Source organism: Caulobacter sp. GW821-FHT10A10, assembly GCF_059415745.1.
The window spans coordinates 653,671-679,062 of sequence record NZ_JBWKNV010000001.1; the positions used below are offsets into that span (position 1 = coordinate 653,671).

24 protein-coding genes are annotated in these 25,392 nt (G+C 67.9%); 18 read left to right on the forward strand and 6 right to left on the reverse strand.

The window, feature by feature from the left end; genetic code table 11:
• The first annotated feature begins 99 nt into the window (after positions 1-99).
• The 13 genes from AC07NS_RS03140 to AC07NS_RS03200 all read left to right on the forward strand — a co-directional run bounded on the left by AC07NS_RS03140 (position 100) and on the right by AC07NS_RS03200 (position 13,080).
• Positions 100-1,251, forward strand: coding sequence for a lipase family protein (locus tag AC07NS_RS03140; protein WP_494601379.1), 1,152 nt, complete (start codon positions 100-102; stop codon positions 1,249-1,251).
• A 285-nt stretch (positions 1,252-1,536) separates the two neighbouring features.
• Positions 1,537-1,779 (forward strand): ParD-like family protein, encoded by a 243-nt coding sequence (locus AC07NS_RS03145; protein WP_494601381.1) that lies wholly within the window; start codon positions 1,537-1,539, stop codon positions 1,777-1,779.
• Positions 1,776-2,522, forward strand: coding sequence for a type I methionyl aminopeptidase (map, locus tag AC07NS_RS03150; RefSeq protein WP_487290372.1), 747 nt, complete (start codon positions 1,776-1,778; stop codon positions 2,520-2,522). Before AC07NS_RS03145 ends, map begins: the two co-directional genes overlap by 4 nt.
• Positions 2,523-2,761: 239 nt before the next feature.
• Positions 2,762-3,529 (forward strand): peroxide stress protein YaaA, encoded by a 768-nt coding sequence (yaaA, locus tag AC07NS_RS03155; RefSeq protein WP_494601383.1) that lies wholly within the window; start codon positions 2,762-2,764, stop codon positions 3,527-3,529.
• Positions 3,530-3,634: 105 nt separating this feature from the next.
• Entirely contained in the window at positions 3,635-4,432 is a 798-nt protein-coding gene (locus AC07NS_RS03160) for a 3-hydroxybutyrate dehydrogenase (RefSeq protein ID WP_494601384.1), read from the forward strand.
• A 175-nt stretch (positions 4,433-4,607) separates the two neighbouring features.
• Positions 4,608-5,681 carry a patatin-like phospholipase family protein gene (locus tag AC07NS_RS03165; protein ID WP_494601385.1) on the forward strand — a complete coding sequence of 358 codons (1,074 nt, stop codon included), beginning with the start codon at positions 4,608-4,610 and terminating at the stop codon, positions 5,679-5,681.
• Positions 5,678-6,109, forward strand: coding sequence for an NUDIX hydrolase (locus AC07NS_RS03170; RefSeq protein ID WP_494601386.1), 432 nt, complete (start codon positions 5,678-5,680; stop codon positions 6,107-6,109). The genes AC07NS_RS03165 and AC07NS_RS03170 overlap by 4 nt, the downstream gene beginning before the upstream one ends.
• 279 nt (positions 6,110-6,388) lie before the next feature.
• Positions 6,389-8,146 (forward strand): ABC transporter permease, encoded by a 1,758-nt coding sequence (locus tag AC07NS_RS03175; protein ID WP_494601388.1) that lies wholly within the window; start codon positions 6,389-6,391, stop codon positions 8,144-8,146.
• A 12-nt stretch (positions 8,147-8,158) separates the two neighbouring features.
• A complete protein-coding gene (locus AC07NS_RS03180; RefSeq protein ID WP_494601389.1) occupies positions 8,159-9,472 on the forward strand; it encodes an ABC transporter ATP-binding protein in 1,314 nt (437 codons plus the stop codon).
• 22 nt (positions 9,473-9,494) lie between these two features.
• Positions 9,495-10,205, forward strand: coding sequence for a PA4824 family protein (locus AC07NS_RS03185; RefSeq protein ID WP_494601391.1), 711 nt, complete (start codon positions 9,495-9,497; stop codon positions 10,203-10,205).
• A gap of 179 nt (positions 10,206-10,384) precedes the next feature.
• Positions 10,385-10,531, forward strand: a complete 147-nt coding sequence (locus AC07NS_RS03190; RefSeq protein WP_199228323.1) for a hypothetical protein — start codon at positions 10,385-10,387, stop codon at positions 10,529-10,531.
• A gap of 112 nt (positions 10,532-10,643) precedes the next feature.
• Positions 10,644-11,609: an NAD(P)H-dependent flavin oxidoreductase gene (locus AC07NS_RS03195; protein WP_494601392.1), complete on the forward strand. Its 966-nt coding sequence runs from the start codon at positions 10,644-10,646 to the stop codon at positions 11,607-11,609.
• A 130-nt stretch (positions 11,610-11,739) separates the two neighbouring features.
• Positions 11,740-13,080, forward strand: coding sequence for a PI-PLC domain-containing protein (locus AC07NS_RS03200; protein ID WP_494601393.1), 1,341 nt, complete (start codon positions 11,740-11,742; stop codon positions 13,078-13,080).
• 18 nt (positions 13,081-13,098) lie between these two features.
• On the opposite strand, the gene AC07NS_RS03205 is transcribed toward AC07NS_RS03200, so the two are convergent.
• Both AC07NS_RS03205 and AC07NS_RS03210 read right to left on the reverse strand, forming a co-directional pair.
• Positions 13,099-13,869: a Crp/Fnr family transcriptional regulator gene (locus AC07NS_RS03205; RefSeq protein WP_494601395.1), complete on the reverse strand. Its 771-nt coding sequence runs from the start codon at positions 13,867-13,869 to the stop codon at positions 13,099-13,101.
• Between the two features lie 296 nt (positions 13,870-14,165).
• Entirely contained in the window at positions 14,166-14,375 is a 210-nt protein-coding gene (locus tag AC07NS_RS03210; RefSeq protein ID WP_494601397.1) for a hypothetical protein, read from the reverse strand.
• Between the two features lie 215 nt (positions 14,376-14,590).
• On the opposite strand from AC07NS_RS03210, the gene AC07NS_RS03215 reads away from it, so the two are divergent.
• From AC07NS_RS03215 to AC07NS_RS03235, 5 genes are all read left to right on the forward strand, one after another.
• Entirely contained in the window at positions 14,591-15,034 is a 444-nt protein-coding gene (locus tag AC07NS_RS03215) for a TIGR02301 family protein (RefSeq protein WP_494601399.1), read from the forward strand.
• Positions 15,035-15,111: 77 nt separating this feature from the next.
• Positions 15,112-16,089 (forward strand): SPFH domain-containing protein, encoded by a 978-nt coding sequence (locus tag AC07NS_RS03220; RefSeq protein WP_494601858.1) that lies wholly within the window; start codon positions 15,112-15,114, stop codon positions 16,087-16,089.
• Positions 16,090-16,093: 4 nt separating this feature from the next.
• Positions 16,094-16,558 (forward strand): NfeD family protein, encoded by a 465-nt coding sequence (locus AC07NS_RS03225; protein WP_494601401.1) that lies wholly within the window; start codon positions 16,094-16,096, stop codon positions 16,556-16,558.
• A gap of 249 nt (positions 16,559-16,807) precedes the next feature.
• On the forward strand, positions 16,808-17,752 hold the full coding sequence (locus AC07NS_RS03230; protein WP_494601860.1) for an ABC transporter ATP-binding protein: 945 nt from the start codon (positions 16,808-16,810) through the stop codon (positions 17,750-17,752).
• Entirely contained in the window at positions 17,749-18,510 is a 762-nt protein-coding gene (locus AC07NS_RS03235; protein WP_494601403.1) for an ABC transporter permease, read from the forward strand. The genes AC07NS_RS03230 and AC07NS_RS03235 overlap by 4 nt, the downstream gene beginning before the upstream one ends.
• Positions 18,511-18,717: 207 nt before the next feature.
• Here the strand turns inward: AC07NS_RS03235 and AC07NS_RS03240 are convergent, their stop codons facing one another.
• From AC07NS_RS03240 to AC07NS_RS03255, 4 genes are all read right to left on the reverse strand, one after another.
• On the reverse strand, positions 18,718-21,126 hold the full coding sequence (locus tag AC07NS_RS03240) for a TonB-dependent receptor (RefSeq protein ID WP_494601405.1): 2,409 nt from the start codon (positions 21,124-21,126) through the stop codon (positions 18,718-18,720).
• Positions 21,127-21,367: 241 nt separating this feature from the next.
• The gene (locus AC07NS_RS03245; RefSeq protein WP_494601406.1) at positions 21,368-22,972 is read right to left on the reverse strand and encodes a hypothetical protein; all 1,605 of its coding nucleotides are present in this window, start codon (positions 22,970-22,972) and stop codon (positions 21,368-21,370) included.
• Between the two features lie 138 nt (positions 22,973-23,110).
• A complete protein-coding gene (locus AC07NS_RS03250; RefSeq protein ID WP_494601408.1) occupies positions 23,111-24,088 on the reverse strand; it encodes an L-threonylcarbamoyladenylate synthase in 978 nt (325 codons plus the stop codon).
• On the reverse strand, positions 24,019-25,365 hold the full coding sequence (locus tag AC07NS_RS03255; protein ID WP_494601410.1) for a YceI family protein: 1,347 nt from the start codon (positions 25,363-25,365) through the stop codon (positions 24,019-24,021). Before AC07NS_RS03255 ends, AC07NS_RS03250 begins: the two co-directional genes overlap by 70 nt.
• Positions 25,366-25,392 lie beyond the last annotated feature (27 nt).

Sequence of the window (25,392 nt, forward strand, 5' to 3'; positions counted from 1 at the left end):
CCTTGTGCGACAGTTCACATCCTCAAGTTGAAGTCGTGATACCGTGCCTTCGGCGTCGGCCGATCCGCGCGCCATCAAAAATCAACACGGGAGGCGATCATGACGGACACGCCCGCTTCGAGCCTGACCCTGCAACAGCAGGCCTTCTGCCTGTCCTGGCTGTCGAACGCCGCCGGCGACAAGGTCGACACCCTGGCCAATCTGGAAGCCATCGTGGCCCAGGCGGTGGCCGCCTTCGTCACCGACAACGCCGGCCAGATCGCCGACTGGTCGGTCGTCTGGGGTCCGGAGGCCGCCAGCCACGACGGCGACGACCCGACCGCGCTTTATTACGCCGACAACCTGCTCTTCGCGGCCGAGGCCTCGGTGGACGGGGCGCCCTGCCTGGTGGTGGCCATGGCCGGCACCAACGAGGACGACGCCTACGACTGGCTGGCCGAGGACTTCGCGATCGTCCGCCAGGTCGACTGGGCCTATGGGAACGGCGGCTTCACCGGCGCGCCGTCGCCGAAGATCTCGCACGCCACCCACACCGGCATCACCGCCCTGCTGGCGATGAGCGACGCCAAGAGCGGCGGCATCCAGGCCTTCGTCACCAGCTGGGCAAAAGCCAACACCGGCGGCACGATCATCTTCACCGGCCACAGCCTGGGCGGGGCGCTGTCGCCGACCCTGGCGACGGCGGTGATCGGTCAGAACGGCGGCCCGTTCCCGGGCGTCACTCACCTGGCCCTGCCCAGCGCCGGCCCGACGCCCGGCAATCCGGACTTCGCGGCCCTCTACACCCACTTCTACCCGCAGCCGGCCGACACCGGCCCCACGCCCTTCAACACCGACATCGTCAACGCCCACGACATCGTGCCCACCGCCTGGAACGACGTGCACCTGAAGGGCTTCTTCACCAACACCGGCGACCTGGCGTTCAAGCTGGAGATGGACGCCCTGCTGGGCTCGATCGACCTGCTGGCCGACGGTCTGCTGGCCTTCAAGACCTACACCCCGATCGCCCACAAGACCTTCGCGGCCAGCCCGCCTGACATCGACTACGCCAGCCTGCAGGACTTCTTCGGCCTGATCGTCGCCAACCACCTGGCGGCCTACCCGACCTATTTCGGGGTGACCGACGCGCTGAACGACACCACCCAGGTCATGACCAACGCCACCCTGCGCCAGGTCCAGACCCACGCCCGCCAACTGATCGCGGCGGCGAAGGGACAGCAGGCTTCGACATCGTCGGCGGCCGCGGAGTAGCGGAAAATCCCTCTCTCTTAGAGAGAGGGAGGGGCCCGCCGCGAAGCGGTGGGAGGGTGAGAGGTTTCACCGCTGGCCGGAAAAACCTCGATACCCTTCGCCCGCTCTCGCTTGCCAACGCCCCCTTTGGCCTCGCCTCGTTCTGACAGTTTGTACCCTCTCACCCTCCCACGCCTTCGGCGCGGGCCCCTCCCTCTCTCCATGAGAGAGGGTTCGGGTGGGCTTGCCTCGCCTATGCCCAACACATATACCGCATATACGAAACGTATATGATCGAGATATCCCATGGGCATCGTCAACATCGAGGACGAGCTGCACGAGCAGCTGCGGCGGGCCAGCAAGGCGTCGTATCGGTCGATCAACGGCCAGGCGGCGTTCTGGATCAGGATCGGCATGCTGTGCGAACTGCATCCGCACCTGACCTTCCAGGAACTGGTGGCCCGCGAGCTGCGGGAGGCCGGCGTGGACGGCGACGATCCGGCGCCTGACGGCCCGAAGGCGGCCAAGGCCGTCGAGACCCTGCCGTGACCATCGAGCACGAAGACCAGCTGGAGAAGCTGCGCGTCATCGGCGCCCTGGTGGCCCGCACCCTGGCGGCCATGGGCGCGGCCCTGGAGCCTGGCATGACCACCCGGGAGCTGGACGACATCGGCCGCGCCCTGCTGGAAAAGGACGGGGCGCGCTCGGCCCCGGAACTGACCTACAACTTCCCGGGCGCGACCTGCATCTCGGTGGGTCCCGACTGCGCCCACGGCATCCCCGGCGACACGGTGATCAAGGCCGGCGACCTGATCAATATCGACGTCTCGGCCGAGCTGGACGGCTATTTCGGCGACACCGGCGCCAGCTTTTCCGTGCCGCCCACGACGAAGCGCATCGAGCGGCTGTGCCGCGACGGCCGGCGGGCGATGTGGGCGGGCATCCGGGCCGTGCAGCCTGGCGCGCGGCTGAACGCGATCGGCGGCGCCATCGAGACCTTCGCCGACAAGAACGGCTACAGCCTGGTGCGCAACCTCGCCAGCCACGGGGTCGGCCGCTCGCTGCACGACGAGCCCCGGGAGATCCCCACCTGGCGCGAGCCGCGCGACCGCCGCACCATCCCCGAGGGCCTGGTCTTCACCATCGAGCCGTTCCTGTCGCTGGGCGCCGACTGGGTCGAGGAGCTGGACGACGGCTGGACCCTGCGTCCGCCGCGCGGCCAGCCCACCGTGCAGTACGAGCACACCCTGGTGGCGACACGGAACGGACCGCTGGTGCTGACGCTGGCGTAAGGGGGCTCCCTAGCCAAACGAGGCTGATTTTCAAGCGTCAGTTCCCCGCGAAGGCGGGGATCCAAGCTGACGTTCAGGATGGAGCGCGCTCCGCGTCAAGACCGCCGACTCGGCTTGGATCCCCGCCTTCGCGGGGATGCTCGGAGAAGGGAGCGGCGTGCGGAGCGATACGCCTTAAGGGTCAGCTCCGACACCCGCACCGCTGGCGAAGCGGGACCAAAGCCTCTATCTGCACCCCCATGCTGATGGTCATCTCTCCCGCCAAGTCGCTCGACTTCACCGCGCCCAGCGAGGTGCTGCCGCTGACGACGCCGGCTCTGAAGCCGCAGATCGCCGAACTGGCCAAGGTCACCCGCAAGCTGACGGCCGCCGACCTGCGCCGGCTGATGCACATCTCCGAGAAGCTGGCCGACCTGAACCGCGAGCGCTTTCAGCACTTCGACCCTCAGGTCGAAGAGGGGCTGCAGGCCGTGATCGCCTTCAATGGCGACGTCTATGCCGGCCTGGCGGCGCGCGAACTCGACCGCGCCTCGCTGGAGTGGGCGCAGGACCACCTGCGGATCCTGTCGGGCCTCTACGGCGTGCTGCGGCCGCTGGACGCCCTCCAGCCCTATCGCCTGGAGATGGGCACCCGCCTGAAGACCAAGCGCGGCGCCACCCTCTACGATTTCTGGGGCGAGACCATCGCCAAGACCCTCAACGAGGCGGCCGTGGGCCACGCCGACCCGACGCTGGTGAACCTGGCCAGCCAGGAATATTTCGGCGCCGTCGACGCCAAGGCCCTGAAGCTGCCGGTGGTCACCTGCCACTTCAAGGAAGAGAAGGCCGGAACCCTGAAGGTGCTGGGCTTCTACGCCAAGAAGGCGCGCGGCCGCATGGCCCGCCACATCATCGACGGCCGCATCGAGAAGGCCGCCGACCTCAAGGCCTTCGACCTCGACGGCTATCGCTTCCGGCCCGAGCTCTCCACCGAGGCCGACTGGGTTTTCGCTCGCCCGCAGCCCTGAATTCATCTAACGATGAATTTATAGCCCCTCGTTCTTTCGCAACGGCGGGCTATATGTTGCGTTGCAACAATTCGAGCGGCCCAGGCAGGCCAGCAGGAGCGCGTCATGGCGGTTGATTTCGGGTTGCAGGGGCAGGTCGCGATCGTCACCGGCTCGACCAGCGGCATCGGCCATGCCCTGGCCGACGCCCTGGCCGGTCAAGGCGTCAACATCGTGCTCAACGGTCTGGGCGAAATGACCGCCATCGAGCGCACCCGCTCGGAACTGGCCAAGAAGCACGGCGTCGAGGTGCTGTACCACGGCGCCGACATGACCAAGCCGGTCGAGATCGCCGACATGGTCAAGGCCGCCAAGGCCGAGTTCGGCGAGCTGGACATTCTCGTGAACAACGCCGGCGTGCAGCACGTGGCCCCCGTCGAGGAATTCCCCGACGACAAGTGGGACCTGATCATCGCCATCAATCTGTCGTCGGCCTTCCACGCCAGCAAGGCGGCGATCCCGATCATGCGCGAGCAGGGCCGCGGGCGGATCGTCAACATCGCCTCGGCGCACGGGCTGGTCGCCTCGCCCTACAAGTCGGCCTATGTGGCCGCCAAGCACGGCATCCTCGGCCTGACCAAGACCATCGCCCTGGAAGTGGCCCAGCAGGGCATCACCTGCAACGCCATCTGCCCCGGCTTCGTGAAGACCCCGCTGGTCGAGGCCCAGATCACCGACCAGGCCAAGGCCCGCGGCATCAGCGAGGAGGCGGTGATGAAGGACGTGATCCTGGCCGCCCAGCCGACCAAGCAGTTCGTCACCTTCGAGCAGCTGTCGGGCCAGCTCCTGTACCTGGTCAGCGACCTGGGGGCCTCGGCCAACGGCGCCTCCTTCGCCATCGACGGCGGCTGGACCGCGCAGTAGCTCTTTTCAGCCGTAAGATCCCCGCGAAGGCGGGGATCCAAGCTGACGTTCAGGATGAGGCGCTTCCCGCGTCAGGCCCACAGACTCGGCTTGGATCCCCGCCTTCGCGGGGAGGCTCGGAGAAGAGGGTCGAGGCTGTGACTATCGATCCGCTCTAGAGGCAAAGGCAGACCCCATGCCCATCGCGCCGCTGAAGAGGAAGCCCAAGGGGCCGCGTCCGATCAGCCTGGCGCTGCAGGGCGGCGGCTCGCACGGCGCCTTCGAGTGGGGCGTGATCGAGCGGCTGCTGGAGGAGGAGAGCCTGGAGATCCAGGCCATCACCGCCGCCTCGGCCGGAGCGATGAACGCGGTGGCCTACGCCTCGGGCCTGATCGCCGGCGGCCGCGAGGGGGCCAAGGCCTCGCTCGAAGACTTCTGGAAGCAGGTCAACCGCAACGGCGGCCGCAACGTCTTCGGCGACACCAGCATCTGGACCAGCGCCTTCGGGGGCGCGTTCGGCGGCGCGGCCGACTGGATCAAGAACACCCCGGGCTGGCGGCTGGCCGAGACCCTCGCCCTGTCGATGAGCCCCTACGAGTTCAACCCGTTCAACCTCAATCCGCTGAACGACATCCTCGACGCGGCGATCGACTTCGAAGCCCTGCGCACCCGCTCGCCGGTCAAGCTCTACATCGCCGCCACCGCCGTGCGCACCAGCAAGGCCAAGGTGTTCCGCGAGGCCGAGCTGACCGCCCGCCACGTGCTGGCCAGCGCCTGCCTGCCGCAGGTGTTCCAGGCCGTGGAGATCGACGGCGAGCCCTACTGGGACGGCGGCTTTCTGGCCAACCCGCCCCTGTGGCCGCTGTTCTACGACAAGACCCCCGACGACATCCTGCTGGTCAGCCTCAATCCCTTCGTCCGCGACGAGACGCCCAAGACCCCGGGCGAGATCATGGACCGCCTGAACGAGATCACCTTCAACGCGGCGTTGTCCTCGGAACTGCGCGCCATCGGCTTCGTGCAGAAGCTGCTCGACGAAGGCCTCTTGAAAGACAACGCCCGGGGGCGCTATCGGCGGATGCTGCTGCACGCCATCAAGGCCGACGAGCCGCTGGCCGACCTGTCGCTGGCGTCCAAGTTCAATACCGAGTGGAGCTTTCTGACCGACCTCAAGGCCCGTGGGCGCAAGGCGGCGGAAGCTTGGCTCGGCGAGTGCTTGCCCCTGGTCGGGGAGCGCTCGACAGTCGATTTGAAGTCTGGTTTCGCATGAACACCCCCGCTCCGATCCCTTCTCCCACCGCCAGCGTCATCTGCCTGCGGGGGCATGAGGTGCTGCTGATCAAGCGCGGCACGCCGCCGCGTCTTGGCCAGTGGAGCCTGCCGGGCGGGCGGATCGAGTTCGGCGAGACGGCCGAACATGCGGCCCTGCGCGAACTGCGCGAGGAGACGGGGGTCGAGGCCCGGCTGCTGGGCCTGATCGATGTCGTCGACGGCGTCTTCACCTCGCGCGAGACCGGCGAGACCACCCGCCACTTCGTGATGTTCGACTACGCCGCCGAATGGACCGGCGGCGAGCCCAAGGCCGGCGACGACGCCGCTGACGCCCGCTTCTTCACGCGGGAGGAGGCCATGGCGGCGGTGGAATGGGATCTGACCCGGCAGGTCATCGAGCAGACGTACGCGCTGTTCGGGCGGTAGGCGCATCGCCCGATCGCCGCGCCCCGGAGCGCGGGCTTCGGAAAAAGACGGCCGATCGACGGATCTTCTCCACCGCAACTTGACAACGTCGGTCGACGGGCGCATCCCGCCGCCGCGCTCGATGCCGCGACGCGGCAACGACGCTTTCAACGGAAACCCGAACCCCATGCCCAGCGACAGTCACAGTCGATCCAACACGCCGCGAACGGCGTCACGCTAGGGGTTCAACGGGCTCCTTGCTGACGGCCGGTCGCGGCCACAGTCACAAGGACAAGCCCCATGGTTTTCCTCTCCGGAGACCTCAAGGCCGCGCGTCCGCTCGCGCGCTTTCTTCGCGCCGGAACCGTTCCCTCGTGGGCGGATCTGGCCGCCTTCCTCCTGCTCGCCGCCGCGGCCGTCCTGGTCGTGCGCGGGGCCGAAGACATGAGCCAGCCCCTGGCGGCCCTGCAGGCCGCCCCGGTCACGCTGGATCCCGCCCGCCTGCCTGAATACGCCCTGCGCACGACGCTGCGCATGTTCCTGGCCCTCTTCGCCTCGCTCGTCTTCACGTTCACGGTCGCCACCCTGGCCGCCAAGAGCCGCAAGGCCGAGCTCCTGATCGCGCCCGCCCTGGACATCCTGCAGTCCGTGCCGGTGCTGGGCTTCCTGACCTTCACGGTCACCTTCTTCATGGGCCTGTTCCCCGGCCGCCAGCTGGGCGTGGAATGCGCGGCGATCTTCGCCATCTTCACCAGCCAGGCCTGGAACATGGCCTTCAGCTTCTACCAGTCGCTGCGGACCATCCCGGCCGACCTGGACGACGTCAGCCGCCAGTTCGGCTTCTCGCCCTGGCGGCGGTTCGTGCGGCTGGAACTGCCGTTCGCCACGCCCGGCCTGGTCTGGAACGTGATGATGTCGATGTCGGGCGGCTGGTTCTTCGTCGTGGCGTCCGAGGCCATCACCGTGGGCGACACCACCGTCACCCTGCCCGGGATCGGCTCGTGGCTGTCGGTCGCCATCGCCCGCCAGGACATGCGGGCCCTGGCCCTGGGCGTGGCCGCCATGGCCGTGATCATCGTGCTCTACGACCAGCTGGTGTTCCGTCCCGTCGTGGCCTGGGCCGACAAGTTCCGCTTCGAACAGACCGCCAGCCAGCGGCGCCCGGCCTCGTGGCTGTACGACCTGCTGCGCCGGGCCGTCTGGATCCGGTCGCTGGCCCGGCCGCTGGCCAGGCTGTCCCGCGCGGCCTCCGCCCTGCGCCCGCCGGTCCGCCTGCCGACCCCGCGCCTGCCCCCGCCGCCGCCGGCGCTGGGCAGGGTCCTGGACGGCCTCTGGCTGGCGCTGGTCGCCATCGCGGTCGTCGGCGGCGCCGGGCTGCTGTGGTCGTTCCTCGGCCAGCGCCTGACCCTCGGCGACCTGGGCCAGGTCGTCCTGCTGGGCCTGGCGACCCTGGTCCGCGTCGTCGTGCTGATCGTCCTGGCCACCCTGGTCTGGGTTCCGATCGGCGTCTGGATCGGCCTGCGCCCGGCCTGGGCGGAGCGCCTGCAGCCGATCGCCCAGTTCCTGGCCGCCTTCCCGGCCAACGTGCTGTTCCCGTTCGCGGTGGCGGCCATCGTCGCCCTGCGGCTGGACCCGAACATCTGGCTCTCGCCGCTGATGGTGTTCGGGACCCAGTGGTACATCCTGTTCAACGTCATCGCCGGGGCCAGCGCCATTCCGGGCGACCTGAAGGAGGCCGCCGGCATGTTCGGCCTCAGGGGCTGGCAGTGGTGGCGGCAGGTCGCGATCCCCGGGATCTTTCCCTACTACGTGACCGGCGCGCTCACCGCCTCGGGCGGGTCGTGGAACGCCAGCATCGTCGCCGAGGCGGTCAGTTGGGGCCACCAGCGGCTCGAGGCGGCGGGCCTGGGCGCCTACATCGCCAGGGCCACCACCGCCGGCGACAGCGCCCGCGTCGCTCTGGGCGTGGCCGTCATGTCCGTCTTCGTCATCGTCTTCAATCGCGTGCTCTGGCGGCCGATGTACCGCTTCGCCGAGCACCGCCTCCGTCTGGCCTAAGGGAGAGCGTCCATGACCTGCTTCACCCCCATCCAATCGCCCGCCCTGGTCGAAGCCAAGGCCGTCCGTCACCTGTACGGCAAGGCCGAAGGCGCGAACCTGCTGGTGCTCGACAATGTCGACCTGACCCTCGACGAGAACGAGATCGTCGGCCTGCTGGGCCGCTCGGGCTCGGGCAAGTCGACCCTGCTGCGGTCGATCGCCGGCCTGATCAAGCCGACCTCGGGCGACATCGTCTTCCCGCCGCGCGAGGACGGCCCGACCACGGTCAGCATGGTGTTCCAGAGCTTCGCGCTCTTTCCCTGGCTGACCGTGCTGCAGAACGTCGAGGTCGGCCTGGAGGCCAAGGGCGTGCGCGCGGACGAGCGCCGTCGCCGGGCCCTGGCCGCCATCGACCTGATCGGTCTGGACGGCTTCGAGAACGCCTATCCCAAGGAGCTGTCGGGCGGCATGCGCCAGCGCGTGGGCCTGGCTCGCGCCCTGGTGGTCGATCCCTCGATCCTGCTGATGGACGAGCCGTTCTCGGCTCTGGACGTGCTGACCGCCGAGACCCTGCGCACAGACCTGCTCGACCTGTGGAACGAGGGCCGGATGCCGATCAAGTCGATCCTGATGGTCACCCACAACATCGAGGAGGCCGTGCTGATGTGCGACCGCATCCTGGTGTTCTCGTCCAATCCGGGCCGGGTGGCGTCGACGGTCAAGGTCGACCTGCCGCAGCCGCGCAACCGCCAGGACCCGGCCTTCCGGGCCCTGGTCGAGCGGATCTACGCCCAGATGACCCGGCCCGACCAGGCGGCGACCGCCGCCCGCGACGGGGTCTTTCCCGGCATGGGCCTTGGCATGGTGCTGCCGCGCGTCTCGACCAACGTCATGGCCGGCCTGATCGAGGCGGTTTGCGCCGCTCCGTTCGACGGCCGGGCGCACATGCCCGACCTGGCCCGGGTGCTGCGGTACGAGGCCGACGCGCTCTTTCCGATCGCCGAGACCTTGCAGCTGCTGCGCCTGGCCGAACTGCGCGAGGGCGACCTGGTGCTGACGCCCACGGCCCGCCGCTACGCCGAGGCCGACGTCGATGCGCGCAAGTCGATCTTCGCCCAGCAGTTGCTGGCCCACGTTCCCCTGGCCGCCCACGTGCGCCGGGTGCTGGACGATCGGCCCAGCCACGCCGCCCCCGCCAGCCGGTTCCGCGACGAGCTGGAGGACTTCATGTCCCCCGACTACGCCGACCAGACCCTGCGCGCGGCGACCAACTGGAGCCGCTACGCCGAGGTCTTCTCCTACGACGAGGGCGCCGACCGCTTCTCGCTGGACGACCCGGCCTAGACGCCGACGAAGAGGGCGAACCATGATCGTGAAGACCCTCCTGGGCGCGGCCGTCGTCGCGTCCAGCCTCCTCGTCGCGGCCGGTCTCCTGGTCGCGTCAGGCGCTCGGGCGTCCGGCGCCGAACACGTCGTCGACGACGCGGCCGTCGAGACGCCGGGCGTCTGCCACCTGGAAGCCTGGACGACGCGCTTCGCGGCGCGCCAGGGGCTGGTGAACCTGTCGCCGGCCTGCACGCGTCAGGCCTGGCCGCGGCTGGAGCTGGGCGCGGGGATCCAGCACGCCTGGGCCGCCGACGGGATCTCGGACACGACGATCGGGCCGGCGGTGAAACTGAACCTGCTGCCCGAGGACCACGGCCTGGGCCTCGGGATCGCGGGATCGGCCGCCTACGGCCTAGGCGCCGGGCGGCTGGAGACCGCCGGCCTGCTGGTTCCGATGACCCTCCCGGTCGGCCGACGGCTGCGGATCAACCTCAACGCCGGCTGGAGTTACACCCGCGCGGCGGCGCGGCGCGGCGCGCTGTTCTACGGCGCCCAGGCCGAGCTCTCGCCGATCGGCGACCTCGTCCTGATGGTCGAGGCCTTCCAACGGGACGGCGGCCGTCCCGGCGGGCAGGTCGGGCTGCGCTGGACGCCGGGCGGCGGTCGCTTCGACCTGGATCTGGTCGCCGGCCGCCGCGCCGACGGCGAAAGCCCGCGGGCGCTGTCCCTGGGCCTGACCGTACGGCGCTAGACACGCGAGGCGGGGCGGGCCGTCATGGCCTGCCCCGTCTCAATCCTGGACCCGCGAGTCCACAATAACCCCTTGAAAAATGGGGACTTGTCGAACCTTCGCTTCGGTGAGACGCTTTCCTCCGTGAACGGCAGCCTCGACGTCAGAGCGCGGCGCCGTCTCACGAGGAAACGAGAGAGATGACCCCGCAAGACATCGTGGGCCCCTACATCGCGGGTTTGGCCCCGCCGCGTGGTTTCCTGGCGATGGTCGCCGTCATGCTGGCGGCGATGGCCGCCTGCTTCTGGACGCCGGAGCTGGACCCCGAGCGCATCCTCGACGAATAGCGCCGAGGCCGCCGCCCCGCGCCTGACCTCGCGGCACGCTTGCCGCGATCTGGGCTGAGCGCACTCTCCCCCCGACGGCCTCGCCAGAGGGCCGAGAGAGGGAGACGCCGCCATGGCCCTGCGCACGCCGATCTGCGACCTGCTGAACATCGACCACCCGATCCTGCTGGCCGGCATGGGCGGGGTTTCCTACGCGCCGCTGGCGGCGGCGGTGTCCAACGCCGGCGGCTACGGCGTGCTGGGCATGGCGGGAACCTCGCCCGCCTTCATCCGCGAGCAGATGCGGCAGGTCAAAACCCTGGCCGACAGGCCGTTCGGCGTCGACCTGCTGGCCGCCACGCCCGACGCCCTGACCGCCAGCGTCGAGGTGATCATCGAGGAGGGCGCCAGCGCCTTCATCGCGGGCCTGGGCGTGCCCTCGCCGATCCTGGCCCGGCTGCACGAGGCGGGGCTGAAGGTGATGGTGGTGTGCGGCACGGTGCGCCATGCGGTGAAGGCCCAGGAGGCGGGCTGCGACGCGGTGATCTGCCAGGGCGGCGAAGGCGGCGGCCATACGGGCCTGGTCGGCACCCTGCCGCTGGTGGCCCAGGCGGTGCAGGCGGTCGACATCCCGGTGATCGCGGCCGGCGGCCTCTACGACGGGCGCGGTCTGGCGGCGGCTCTGGCCCTGGGGGCGCAGGGCGTCTGGATGGGCACCCGCTTCATCGCCAGCGCCGAGGCCCACGCCGGCGCGCTCTACCAGGACGCCATCCTGGCCGCCCGCGACGAGGACACCGTCCGCACCCGCTGCTACTCCGGCAAGCCCATGCGCGTGCGCGCCAACCCTTACGTCGACGACTGGGAGACCCGGGCCGGCGACATCCAGCCCTTCCCGCTTCAGGCCATGGCCAGCGTGCAGGCCGGGGTGCTGGGCGGCATCGCCGGCCAGACCGAGGGCCTCGACCCCGACCGCTCGTGCCTGGCCATGGGCCAGAGCGCCGGCGGGATCAGCGACGTCCGCCCAGCCGGCGAGATCGTGGCCAGCCTGGTCGCGGAGGCGGAAGCGGCGATCCGGCGCACGGCGGCGCTGCTCGCCTGAGGCGTCAACCAATGCAAATGCAATCTGAGGTGACGATTTTCACACAGACGCCTCCAGGTCGCAGCTAAGGTCGCCCGGCTCGGCCGCGCCCCTGCTCCCATCGGGTCCGCGCCACAGTCAGGGGACCTGGATGACCTACCGCATCGTGAAGTGCTACGACCGCCTCAGCGGCGCCTTCGCCGGCTATCTCTCGACCCACGGCAACAACGTGACCGTGGTTTCGGACCAGAAGGACGCCACCCCCTTCAACTGGTACCACTACGGCTCGGACCTCTACCTCACCAAGAACAGCTCGCCCGCCCGCTATCTGGGCGAAGCCGGCGACAAGCGCGCCGACTGGGGCCTGTGGGCCGGCAATTACTGCGAGCCGGTGATCTACAACGCCGACAGCTCGGTCTCTCTGGCCTCGGCCCCAGAGCGGCGACTGCGCCTGCCGTCGGGCGACGACAGGGTTTACTGGTCGGACGACGACACCGCCCCCGACATCCTACAGATCGACCTCGGCCACCCCCGCGCCTGGCTCGCCAACGTGCCGGGAACGACCCTGATCGGCGATATCAACCTGCCGGGCACGCACGACAGCGCCGCGATCGACAAGAAGATGGTCACTTCCTATTCCTGCCACTACCGGACCATCACCCAGCAGCTGCAGGCCGGCGTTCGGCTTCTGGACGTGCGGCTGATGATCAAGACCAATCCTTCCGGCTCGCCGACCTACACCTTCATGACCTGCCACGGAAACATCGGCCAGGGCCGCGAGGCGCACGTCTTCCAGACGTTCCACTCCCTGCTCGTCGAGTGCCGCGACTTCCTCGCCGCCTATCCCAGCGAATTCATCGCCATGTCGCTGAAGATCGACGACCAGAACGCCGTGCCGGACGCCGACATGCCGGCCGTCCTGACCGCCCTGGACGCGGTCCTGGCCAAGGAGCTGATCGCCCCCTCCTGGCCCACCGCGATGCTGCCGTTGGACACGATGCGGGGGAAGATCTACCTGCTCGACCGCATCGTGCCTGCCCTGCTCGATCCCAACCGCCAGCCGCCGCTGTCGCCGTCGGTCGCCGCGCAGGTCGCCACCCACGGCTACGGCGTTCCGCTCGGCATCGACGACAACACCCCCGGCCAGCTGATGCCCGCCGATCCCCGGCGAGCCTTCGAGATCTACGTGCAGGACCAGTACGAGAAACTCGCGAAAACGCCGCCCGTGGCCTACATCGTCAAGTACAACCTGTTCATCGACGCCCTGCCCCACAAGCCGGCCGGAGGCCTGCTGATCAACTTCGCCAGCGGCACCTGGGCGCTGAGCGGCGTCTACATCCAGGTGCCGGTGATCGAGTATATCGCCCAGAACCGCCCCGCCACGCTGGGCTGGTCGCTGTTCGACTACGAAGAGACCAGCGCCTCGACCGACCTTGGCCCGATCAACGCCGTCGAGGCGATCATCGCCTCGAACTTCGGCTATCCGAGCTGAGCGCCGGCGGACTGGCGGTCAGCCGACGTCGACCGCCAGTTCCGGCAGCAGCTTGTGGAAGTGGGCCTCGACCTGGGCGTGGCACTCGCAGGCCCGGCGCTCCAGCTTGCGGCGGTCGCGGATCTCGACGCGGCCGCGGCGGGTCTGGATGATGCCGTCGGCCTGCAACACCTTGGCCGCGGCGGTGACGGTGGTGCGCTGCACGCCCATCATGTCGGCCAGGGCCTCCTGGGTCAGGCGCACGATGTCCTCGCCGGCCCGGTCGTGGGCGGCCAGCAGCCAGCGGCAGCAGCGCTGCTCGATGGTGTGCAGGGCGTTGCAGGCCACCGACTGCATCATCTGGGCGATCATGGCGTCGGCGTAGCGGGTGAAGAGGTCGCCCAGAGCCGGAAAGCGCTGGCGCATCTCGTCCAGGCGCGCGGTCGGGACGGTGAAGGCCGGCCCCGGCGCCTGCACCACCGCCCGGCCGTAGGCGGGCTTGAGGCCGCCGCTGACCACGCCGCCCAGCGCGCCCTCCCAGCCGACCGTGGCGGCCTCGACCTCGCGGCCCTCGGGGGTCAGGACCAGCAGCGAGACCATGGTCGGGCGGCAGGGCAGATAGGTGGTGCGCACGTCCTCGCCGACATCGAACAGCACCGCGCCGCGCGCCAGGGCGGTCAGCGACATGGCCGATTTCAGGGCCGCGCGCGCGTCCTCGGGCATGGCCAGCAGCAGGCGGTTGCCCGCATAGGCGTGATGGACGCGCTCGGCGCGGGTGTCTCGGTCGTTCATTTCTGCGGAGTCGGCCATGGCGGCATCCAACGGCGGCGCTTGCTCGTCGGATAAAGCGCGCGGACCGAGGGTTTCGTTGCGTGGAGCCCGTGCGTCCATCGCGGGCCAGGCCGGATCGACCCTCACAAGCTCGAACCGATCTATTGACCGCGTATCCCCGCGAAGGCGGGGACCCAAGCCGAGGCTGTCTTTCGCCCACCGCCGCGCCGCCTCCGGAGAGTCAGCTTGGATCCCCGCCTTCGCGGGGAGGAACGGATTTGGGGGCGGCGGCGAGCAGACGAACGCCGACACGCGCCGCGCGTCAGCTCATTCCATCAACTCATCAGCGTGGGCCGGTGCAGCTGGCCGGTCTCGTCCTGGAGGTGCATGCGCACCGGAATGCCGACGCCCGTGGCCTGCTCGGCCAAGCGGGTGGCGGCCTTTTCGGCCTCGTGGCGGCTGCGATAGGCCCCGAACCTGAGCTGGTCGCCGATGATGGTCCACCGGTCGCCCACCTGGACGACGCCGTAATGCACTTCGGCCATGACACGTCCTCCCTTCTGCGCTGTCGGAGTTGGTCGTTTCTCGCCACCCCTGACTTATCCACAGCCTGATCCCGATCCTTGTCGATAGCAAGGCCCTGAAGAGTCGAAGTTTCGACTCGAAATTGGCAAGCGCCGCTGTGGATATCCTCAAGGTTGATTTCGCCCCTCGCGGGCGAGGCGATGACAGACGGGGCGCTTGCGGCGATAGTGCGCGCATGCCTCGCGCCCGCCTCGCCGCTTCGCTCCTGACCGCCCTGATGCTGGCCGCGCCCGCCTTGACGCCCCTTTCGGCGAGCGCCCAGGACCGCGCCCCGGCCGAGCGCCAGCGGCTGCTGGACCTGGCCTACGCCATCGGCCAGAGCCACGCCCTGCGCCAGGCCTGCGAGGGCGCCGGCGACCAGTTCTGGCGGGCCCGCATGGTGCGGCTGACCGAGGTGGAGCAGGCCGACCAGGCCTTCGACGGCCAGCTGCGCGACCGCTTCAACGGCGGTTACGCCGCGGCCCAGGCCGCCCATCCCGACTGCAGCCCCGAAAGCCGCCGGGCCGAGCGCCAGGCCGCCCTGCGCGGCCGCGCCCTGGCCACAAAGCTGTCGCAGACGGTGCGGGTCAACGAGCAAGCTGCGCCGGATTCCGTGGCGGAAGGGCGAGGCGCGCGCTAAGTTCCACCCATGGGCGCACGGCGACTGGCGGCTTGGGCCGCCGGGCCGCGTCTCGGGAGGCTTTCGTGACCGCTTTTCTGGTCCCCCTGGTGCTTCTGGTGCTGGCGATCCTGCTGGTCGTCAACGTCATCAAGATCGTGCCGCAAGGCCGCGAATTCACCGTCGAGCGGTTCGGCCGCTACACCCGCACCCTGAAGCCCGGCATCAGCATCCTGACCCCGTTCGTCGAGACGGTGGGCCGCCGGGTCAACATGATGGAGCAGGTGCTCGACGTTCCCAAGCAGGAGGTCATCACCAAGGACAACGTGTCGGTGACCGTCGACGCCATCGTCTTCATCCAGGTGATGGACGCGGCCGCCGCGGCCTATCGCGTCGACAACCTGATCTACGCCATCACCCAGCTGGCCCAGACCAACCTGCGCACCGTGGTCGGCTCGATGGAGCTGGACGAGGTGCTGAGCCAGCGCGACCACATCAACTCGCGCCTGCTGGCCACCATCGACGAGGCCACCGGCCCCTGGGGCGTCAAGGTCGCCCGCATCGAGATCAAGGACCTGACGCCGCCGGCCGACATCACCAACGCCATGGCCCGCCAGATGAAGGCCGAGCGCGAGCGCCGCGCCGTCATCACCGAGGCCGAGGGCGAAAAGCAGGCCCAGATCGCCCGCGCCGAGGGCTCCAAGCAGGCGGCCATCCTCGAGGCCGAGGGCCGGCGCGAAGCCGCCTTCCGCGACGCGGAGGCCCGCGAGCGGGAAGCCGAGGCCGAAGCCAAGGCCACCGCCTTCGTGTCGGAAGCCATCGCCCGCGGCGACGTCAACGCCATCAACTACTTCGTCGCCCAGAAGTACGTCGAGGCGTTCGGGGACCTGGCCCGCTCGCCCAACGCCAAGACCGTGATCGTGCCGGCCGACTTCGCCGGCATCACCGGCACGGTGGCCGGGGTCGGCGAGCTGATCCGCTCGCTGGGCGGCCCCGACGCCCCGCCGCGTCCGACGCCGCCGCCGGCGACGTCGCGTTCGAGCGCGGTTCCGTCCGCGCCGCGCAAGGGAGCCTGATCCCATGACCGGCCTGATCGATTTCTTCGTCGCCCATCCCTTCTGGCTGTGGCTGTCGATCGCGGCCGCGTTCCTGGCGATCGAGGTGGGCACCGGCACCGGCTGGCTGCTGTGGCCGGCCGCCTCGGCGGCGGTGATCGGCGTCGTCGCCCTCCTCCTCCCGACCAGCCTGCCGGTGGAGATCGCGCTCTTCGCCGTGCTGACCATCGCCTCGACCTACCTGGCCCGCCGCTTCCTGCGGCCGGCCCTGGCCGGGCCCGACCCCGACCTCAACGACCCGACCCAGCGCCTGCTCGGCCGCCCGGCCGAGGTGGTCGCCGCCTTCGAGAACGGCCGCGGCCGGGTGTTCGTCGACGGCAAGGAATGGGCGGCCCAGACGGAAGGCGAGGCCGAGGACGACAGCGCCCCGACCACCGGGACCCGCGTCTCGGTGGTGGGCGTGCACGGGGCGGTGCTGACGGTGCGGTGACAGGCTGCTGACAGGTTCCGGCGCGTAACGACGCTAGAGCCCCGACCTCTATCCCCGTCATTCCCGCCCTTGTGGCGGGAAACCCTCTGTCAGCCGCAAGGGAAGTAGAGGCGGACTGCTTAGCAGTCCGCTTGAACCTCACGTGGAAGCGGAACCAGGGGTTCCCGCCACAAGGGCGGGAATGACGGGAGAAATGTAAGGCACTGGCTTTTGCCCCTCCCCGCCCCCATCTGGCGCGGGACCGCACGCATCGAAGGGAACGACCGGGTGGACCCCATCATCAAGGTCTCGGGCCTGACCAAGACCTACGCCTCGGGCCACCAGGCCCTGAAGACCGTCGACCTGGAGATCAAGCGCGGCGAGATCTTCGCCCTGCTGGGTCCCAACGGCGCCGGCAAGACCACGCTGATCAGCATCATCTGCGGCATTGTCCGCCCCTCGACGGGCGCGGTCGTCGCCGACGGCCACGACATCGCCCGTGAGTACCGCCCGGCCCGCACCAAGATCGGCCTGGTGCCGCAGGAGCTGACCACCGACGCTTTCGAGACCGTCTGGGCCACCGTCACCTTCAGCCGCGGCCTGTTCGGCAAGCCGGCCAACCCGGCCCTGATCGAGAAGATCCTTCGCGACCTGTCGCTGTGGGACAAGAAGGACGCCAAGATCATGACCCTGTCGGGGGGCATGAAGCGGCGGGTGATGATCGCCAAGGCCCTGTCGCACGAGCCCTCGATCCTGTTCCTCGATGAGCCCAGCGCCGGCGTCGACGTCGAGCTGCGCCGCGACATGTGGGAAATGGTCCGCAAGCTGCGCGAGACCGGCGTCACCATCATCCTGACCACCCATTACATCGAGGAGGCCGAGGAGATGGCCGACCGGGTGGGGGTGATCCGCAAGGGCGAGATCATCCTGGTCGAGGACAAGAAGGTGCTGATGCGCCAACTGGGCAAGAAGCAGCTGACCCTGCACCTGCAATCGCCGCTGGACGCCGTGCCGGCCGGCCTGGACGAGTACGATCTGGCCCTGGCCGACGAGGGCCGCGAGCTCGTGTACAGCTTCGACGCCCAGGCCGAGGCCACCGGCATCGCCCCGCTGCTGCGCCGGCTGCACGCCGAGGGCGTCGACTTCACCGACCTCAACACCCGCCAGAGCTCTCTCGAAGAGATCTTCGTCAGCCTGGTGAAGGACCGGCCATGAACATCCACGCCATCGCCGCCATCTACCGCTTCGAGATGGCGCGGACCTTCCGCACCCTGGCCCAGAGCATCGCAGCCCCGGTGCTGTCGACCTCGCTCTATTTCGTGGTGTTCGGCGCGGCCATCGGCTCGCGCATGACCGCCGTCGACGGCGTGCCCTACGGCGCCTTCATCGTGCCGGGCCTGATCATGCTGTCGATCCTGACCGAGAGCCTGTCGAACGCCTCGTTCGGCATCTACATGCCCAAGTGGTCGGGCACGATCTACGAGGTGCTGTCGGCGCCGGTCTCGCCGTTCGAGATCGTGCTGGGCTATGTCGGAGCGGCGGCGAGCAAGTCCTTGATGCTGGGGACCATCATCCTGGCCACGGCGCGCCTGTTCGTGCCGTTCGAGATCGAGCACCCGCTGTTCATGGCCGCCTTCCTGGTGCTGACGGCGGTGACCTTCAGCCTGTTCGGCTTCATCATCGGCATCTGGGCCGACAGCTTCGAGAAGCTGCAGATCGTGCCCCTGCTGGTGATCACGCCCCTGACGTTCCTGGGCGGCAGCTTCTATTCGATCGACATGCTGCCGGGCGCCTTCCGGACGGCCTCGCTGTTCAACCCGGTCGTCTACCTGATCAGCGGCTTCCGCTGGAGCTTCTTCGGCACGTCGGACGTGGGCGTGGGGATCAGCCTGGCGGCCACGGTCGGGGTGCTGGCCCTGTGCCTGGCGGTGATCAGCTGGATCTTCAAGACCGGCTACCGGCTGAAGCAGTGATCCCCTTGATCCCTCTCTCTTTGAGAGAGGGAGGGGCCCACGCCAAGGGCGTGGGAGGGTGAGAGGTTACACCCTCTCCGAACAAGGCGCAGCCCGCCTCGAAGGCTGGCGGGAGGGATCGAGGTTCACCGGCCGGCGGTGAAACCTCTCACCCTCCCACCGCTTCGCGGCGGGCCCCTCCCTCTCTCTCAGAGAGAGGGATCTAGGTCAGTAGCTGGCCTTCAGGGTGAAGGCGAAAGCCCGCGCGTCGCCGGGGGTGCCGACCACCAGGCCGGAGTTGCCCGAGACCACGGTGATGTTCTGCAGGTACTCGGCGTCGAAGGCGTTGCGCACCGAGACGAAGGCTTCCCAGCCCGCTTCCGACTTGAAGCCAGCGCGCAGATTGACGATCTCGTAGGCCTTGATGACCGTGTACCGCGAGTCCGAGCTGTCGGCGTAGTAGTTGGAGCGGAAGCTGGCGTCGACGCCGGCATAGACCTCGCCCGACAAGCGGCCGAGGGTGGCCTCCTGGCGATACTCGCCGCCGGCCGAACCGGCCCACTTCGACAGGCCCGGCAGCGGACGGCCCGACAGGTCGCACTGGGCGGTCGAGGTGCCGATCTTCTCCAGCGGGCACGGCCCGTTCTTGAAGTCGGCGTACTTGCCCTCGGTCCAGGCCAGGTTGCCGTAGAACTTGAAGCCGCCGATCGAGCGGGTGGTGGCGTCCAGCTCGACGCCGCGCACCTCGACCTTCTCGACATTGGCCAGGTAGCCGCGCAGGGCCCCCGGACCGCTGTCGACGACGTTGGCCTGGTAGTCCTTCACGTCGGTGGCGAAGAGCGCCAGGTTGGCCGTCAGCAGGCGCTCGAACCACTGGGTCTTCAGGCCGATGTCGATGGTCGACACCTTTTCCGGACGGATCACCGCGGCCGAGGTCGACACCGTGTTGCTGCTGGTCAGCGGCAGCGACGTCATGTTGATGCCGCCCGACTTGTTGCCGCTCGACACCGTGGCGTAGGCGTTGATGTCGTCGGTCAGCTGGTAGACCACGGCGATCTGTCCCGACCAGGCGCCGTCGTCGGTCTTGGCCGAGAAGCTCTGCGGCCGGGCGATGCCGAGGCGACGGTTGAGCAGGGTGGTGTCGGTGGTCACCGAACCGCCCGTGGTGGTCTGGATGTAGGTGCCGTCCTTCTTTTCCTGGGTGAAGCGCACGCCGGGCGTGACGCTCAGGCGGTCGTTGACCTTCCAGGTCAGCTGGCCGAAGGCGGCGTAGCTGGTGGTGTCGATCGTGCTGTCGTTGAACACCGTGTAGCCGTCGAGCAGCGACGAAGGCGTGTTGGTGGCCGGCAGCAGCCAGTACGAGGCGTCGGAACCGTACTCGGTGACGCCGTGGGTCGTGACGTTCTGGTCGAAATAGTAGAGGCCCACGGTCCAGTCGAAGCGCTCGCCCTCGTTGTTGGACAGGCGGAACTCCTGGCTGAACTGCTTCTGGTGCGAGGGGTTGTTGGAGCGGCGGGTGACGTCCAGCGCAGTGTAGTCGCGGTCGTTGCGCGGCTCCCAGTCCCATTCGCGGTGGGCGGTGACCGAGGTCAGGGTCACCGGGCCGAAGTCGTAGTCGGCCACGGCCGACAGGCCGTTGACCCACTGGTCGGCCTGGATCGGATCGTCGATGTCGGAGATCCGGTCATAGGGGTTGGTGCTGGCGACGGTGTAGTTCTTGCCAGCGGCCAGGGCGGCGTACTGCTGGGCGGTCGGCTTCAGGGTCGTGCCGACCGTGACATAGACCTGGGTGCAGCACTCGGGCTGCTGGACGGCGTAGTCGCCGTAGAGCCGGACCGTCAGCTGCTCGTTGGGAGTGAACTTCAGCTGGCCGCGATAGCCCGTGCTCGAGCGGGCGTTCTGCCAGGTGTTGCTCTTGGGATTGTAGAGGTCGCCGTCGCGCCAGGTGCCGACGAACGACAGGCGCCCGGCCAGCACGCCGTCGATCAGCGGTCCGGCCACCGTGGCCTTGAACTGGCGGAAGTTGAGGCTGCCGTAGCTGGCCTCGGCGTCGGCCTCGAACTTCTGGGTGGCGTCGCGGGTGGTGATGTTCAGCGCGCCGGCCGTGGTGTTCTTGCCAAACAGCGTGCCCTGCGGACCGCGCAGCACTTCGATCTGCTGGATGTCGATGAAGTCGAGCGTCGCGGCGCCCGGACGCGAATTGTAGACTTGGTCCACATAGATGCCGACGCCCTGCTCCAGGCCGTCATTGGCCAGGCCGTAGCTGGCGCCGAGACCGCGGATGGTCAGGGCGGTGTTGCGCGGGTTGGGCGACAGGACTTGAAGCGTCGGGACCAGCTGGGTCAGGGCGACGATGCTGTTGACGCCGGTCTGGGTCAGGGTCTCGGCCGAGGTCACGGTCAGGGCGATCGGCACCTCCTGGGCGCTCTCCTCGCGGCGGCGGGCGGTGACGAAGATCTGGCCGACGGCCGAGGCGTCGGTCGCCGTGGGATCGGCCGGATCGGCGGCGGCGGGCGTCGCGACGGCGTCAGCGACGGGCGCGAGATCGGCGGCCAGAGCGGCGCCGGCGGTGGTGGAAAGAAGCACGCTCAGCAGCGCGGCGCGGCCAACGCCTTTGGCCGAAAGTCCGATGGTCACGAGAGCCCCCTCGATTGAGATAACGCCATTCGGCGTGTTGGGGAGCGTAATAGTTACCTATTCCTATCGGTGAAATAGAGAATGGGTGGGCGGGGGGAGAGTTTTTCTGCGGGGTGTACGGAGGGGTGGGGTGAACCCCTCGCGGCCCCCATGTGGCTTGTAGCAGCGCTCTTGAGGGAGCGCCCCCATCGGAGCGACCCAAGCCCTTGCAGCCTGCCCCCACCTTCCTCAGCTGCGAGCTTTAATTTGTAAGCTTATTATCGAGGTGAGTAGGCAGATGACCGATCAGCAATATCTGCTCCCCCTCGTGCCAATGATAATAAATACGGAAAAACCTTCTGTGGTCCGCACCACCACCGTACTTTATGTGATGTTCGCACCAAAATTTTTGCCCCTGATACACGACACTATATTCAGGAAATGATTTTATACTACCAGGATTCGAAAAGCATGGCTGGTCCTGGCAATTCAACTCAACCAGTTTTGCTTCGTACATCGCCCGCCTATCCTCACCCGGATCGCGCCTCATTGGAACATACAATTCGTCCAACATTATTAACGCATCACCGATCAATTTTGGATCCTCGAATACGCCCCTCTTTTCAGCCTCCTTTATGGCCTTTGGCGCAATCCATATATTTGTTGTCAAATTATCACGAGACCAAACACCAATATCGGGAATACTTTCAAGATTATCCCGCACCCTTACGGGCAACCCACTCGCAATGGCCAACCTTAAACTGTCATTTTGAGCTCTAGCCCTCGCCAGTTCCGATTTTATTTCGCCGATTTCACGCTCTACATTGCGCTCATTCAAATCAAAATCATCCATCCACTGCTTGAATTCGGCTCTAACCGCTCGAAGTTCGTCAGTAAGTTTCTGATTTTCTTCCTCAAACAGATGGCTAAGGTCCGTATCCGAAGCTGTATTTCGAATTTTGCTAATTGCATTAGCAGCCGCGGCCTGTCGAACGACATCAAACCGTGCATAATCGTTGTGACTCGATGCAACGACGCTCGACAAAACCCTAGCAACGAGAAAATCAGCTCTACTGTTTGGATTCCCTCCATACCAAGACATCCACAATGGATGCTCAAATGGATCGGATTTATCGGACCAAAATCCCGGCCTATAAAGTCTAGCAGCACCATCATAAACGGATAACTGCTTACCCCACCTAGATATCATTTCTTGCGCAGCTTGATTATGAAGACTTACGACGTGAGCTGCACCCGCGAGCCTTCCAGCGACGACGTCCGGTAGAACGAATGGAGGGCGGGATATAGCGTCGGAAATAACAAGTACGGGCAAGGTCCGCCCGCCATCATCCAGAAGCGCTATTAAATCATCGACTTGATCAGGGGTAACGACCCTCCAGGCTCGCTCCGACAGGTCCATTTCGTCAGCGCGCGAAGGAAGACGCCCAACAATTTGTCGGGAAACTCCAGGAAGGCTCGGCACGAACGGGTCGTCCCCGCGCCCCGTAACGTTGATGAGCCGAGTTCCGAAGAGCACTCGCCCTTCGCGTTCGCCGACAGTGATCTCAGTTACCCACGTGCGCCCAACCACCTGCTTATCTGGGTCATCAAGACTCGCCGCCCAGACCCTACCGCCTTCGAAAGTTAAATTCACCGCCTGAGCAGGAGAAACGCCACCTCCACCAACTTCAAATGACTGCCCCTCAAGCGCAGCCTGCGGGATTGATAAGTTGCGCTTACGCATCCATGCGACTGCTTCCCGCACAGCGGCTTCAAAAGGCGCCTCGCCCAAAATCTGAAACATCGCTTGGGATACAGATCGGATCATCGGACCACGACCTGAGGGTGCCCCTTCCAGCAGTCGCACAGACGCTATCTGCCCACGGTCGCGCTTAGCTTCCCCATCCATCTTTCCAGCCCTGAATCTATATTCTTATCTTACAGATAGCTTGGCAGCCCCAGGGTCACGGGGAAAGACACAACGCTCCGAAGTGCTGGAATTTAACTACCCCACGAACCCCGCCGCTCTACGCAGGCGGTCGTTGATCGCCTCGCCGAGGCCTTCGTCGGGGATCTTCGCCACGGCGATGGCCGTCGGCTTGAGCCGGTCCGCCGCCCGCAGGTAGGCGAAGAGGTTCGCCGCCGCTTCGGCGAGGTCGCCTGACGGGCTGAGGTTCAGGACGCCCTCCCCGGCCGGCCATGCCCCGAAGGCCAGGAACGCTTCCCCCGCCCTCGGCGCCTCGGCGTCGATGCGCACGGGGGCGTCGGGGGCGTAGTGGAGGGCGAGGCGGCCGGGGGAGCGCTTGGCGTCGTCGTCGGCTTCGGCGAGGGGGCCGACTATGGCCTCCAGCTGGGCGCGGGTGACGGCGCCGGGGCGCAGCAGGCGCACGGGGCCGTCGACAACGGCGACGACAGTGGATTCAAGACCTACCTGGCAGGGGCCGCCGTCGAGGGCGGCGGCGCATTTGTCGCCGGTTTCGGCGTAGGCGTCGGCGTAGGTGGTGGGGCTGGGACGGCCCGAGCGGTTGGCCGAGGGGGCCACGACCGGTCCGCCGAAGGCCGCCAGCACGGCTCTCGCCAGCGGATGGCCGGGCACGCGGATGGCGACGGTCTCGAGCCCGGCGCGAGCCAGGTCGCAGACGGCCGAGACGTCGGCGATCGGGGCGACGATGGTCAGGGGGCCGGGCCAGAAGGCGTCGGCGAGGGCGCTCGCCCGGTCGTCGAAGGCGGCGATGCGGGCGGCGGTGGCGGCGTCGGCGACGTGGGCGATCAGCGGGTTGAAGCGCGGGCGGCCCTTGGCCTCGAAGATCGCCGCCACGGCCGTGGGGTTCGACGCGTCGGCCCCCAGGCCATAGACGGTTTCGGTGGGCAGCAGGACGAGGACCCCGGCGGCGAGGGCCTGCGCCGCGCGGACTACTTCTTCTTGGCCGTCAGGGCGAAGCTCACCTTGATCTTGCCCGGTATCTGATCCGTCGACGCCCATTCGCCCTGTCCAACCCCGAACACGGTCCGGTCGACGGTGGTTACACCGCGCGCCTTGGCCGTGTCGCCGTCGATCTTCAGGCTGAAGGGCAGGCTGAGCGGCTTTTTCACGCCCCGCAGGTCCAGCGTTCCGTCGGCGACGAAGCGGCCCTCGGCGGTCTTGCGGAACTTGGTGGCGGTGAAGGTCGCCTTGGGCGTGGCCGAGCTGTTGAAGAAGTCGGGCCCTTGCAGGCTCTCGTCGCGCTGGCCGTCGCCGGTGCCGGCCGAGGCCAGGTCGACGCTGACGGTCAGCTTCGAACGGTCCAGCGCTTCCGGCGAGAACAGGATGTCGGCGGTCCAGCGGCTGAACGTGCCGTGGATCGGAGTGTCGGCCCAGGCCAGGTCGAAGTCGAGGTGCGAGCCCTTCTGCACGGCCCAGGCGACCGGGTCCTTCAGGGCGCTGTCGGCGGCCGGAACGGCTTCCGCCGTTTCAGCCGGAGCGGCGGGCGTCGCGCCGGTGGTGGCAGGAGCCGCTACGGCGGGCGCGGGCGTCTCGTCCGGCAGGGCCAGATCGTCGGCGGCGCTGGCGGCCGGGGCCGGCGCGGGGGCCTTGGCCTTGGCCGGGGTGTAGAGATAGGCGGCGGCGACCACGGCGGCGAAGCCGGCGGCGGCCAGCCACAGGCGCGGCTCCTTCAGGCCCGGCTTGGCGCCGGCGGCCATGTGGCCGAACACCTCGTCGCGATCGAGGATCTGGTGCTTGGCCACCGCACCCAGGTGCAGGGCCAGCAGCAGATAGGTGAACTTGACCAGCAGGCCGTGACCCAGGTGGCCGAAATCGTTCCAGGCCTGCTTGGCGCTTTCGGCCAGCTCGGGCAGACCCGGCAGGTGCGGCCAGGGGATGGCGCCGAACAGGATCGTCGGGATGTTGATGCGGCTGGTCGAGACGATGATCCAGCCGGTCAGCGGCAGGCCAATCATGATCACGTAGAAGCCGACGTGCACGGCGTGGGCGGCGATCTTTTCCCAGGTCGGCTGGCCGGCCGGGGCCGGCGGCGACTTGTGGGTCAGCTTCCAGATCAGGCGCGCGACGCTGAGCACCAGGATGGTGATGCCGATCGACTTGTGCAGCTGGAAGAGGGCGAAGGTGGTCGCGCCCTTGGGGCCGTCATCGGCCCGCCACCCCAGGATCACCTGGAAGATCAGGGCGGCGGCGATCAGCCAATGCAGGATGATCGCCACCGTCGAATAACGGGAAGGACCCGCCGCCGAGGCGGGTTTTGAAAGCGTCTCGGCGGTCATTGGGCCGTCCCTAATTCGAGATCTGTC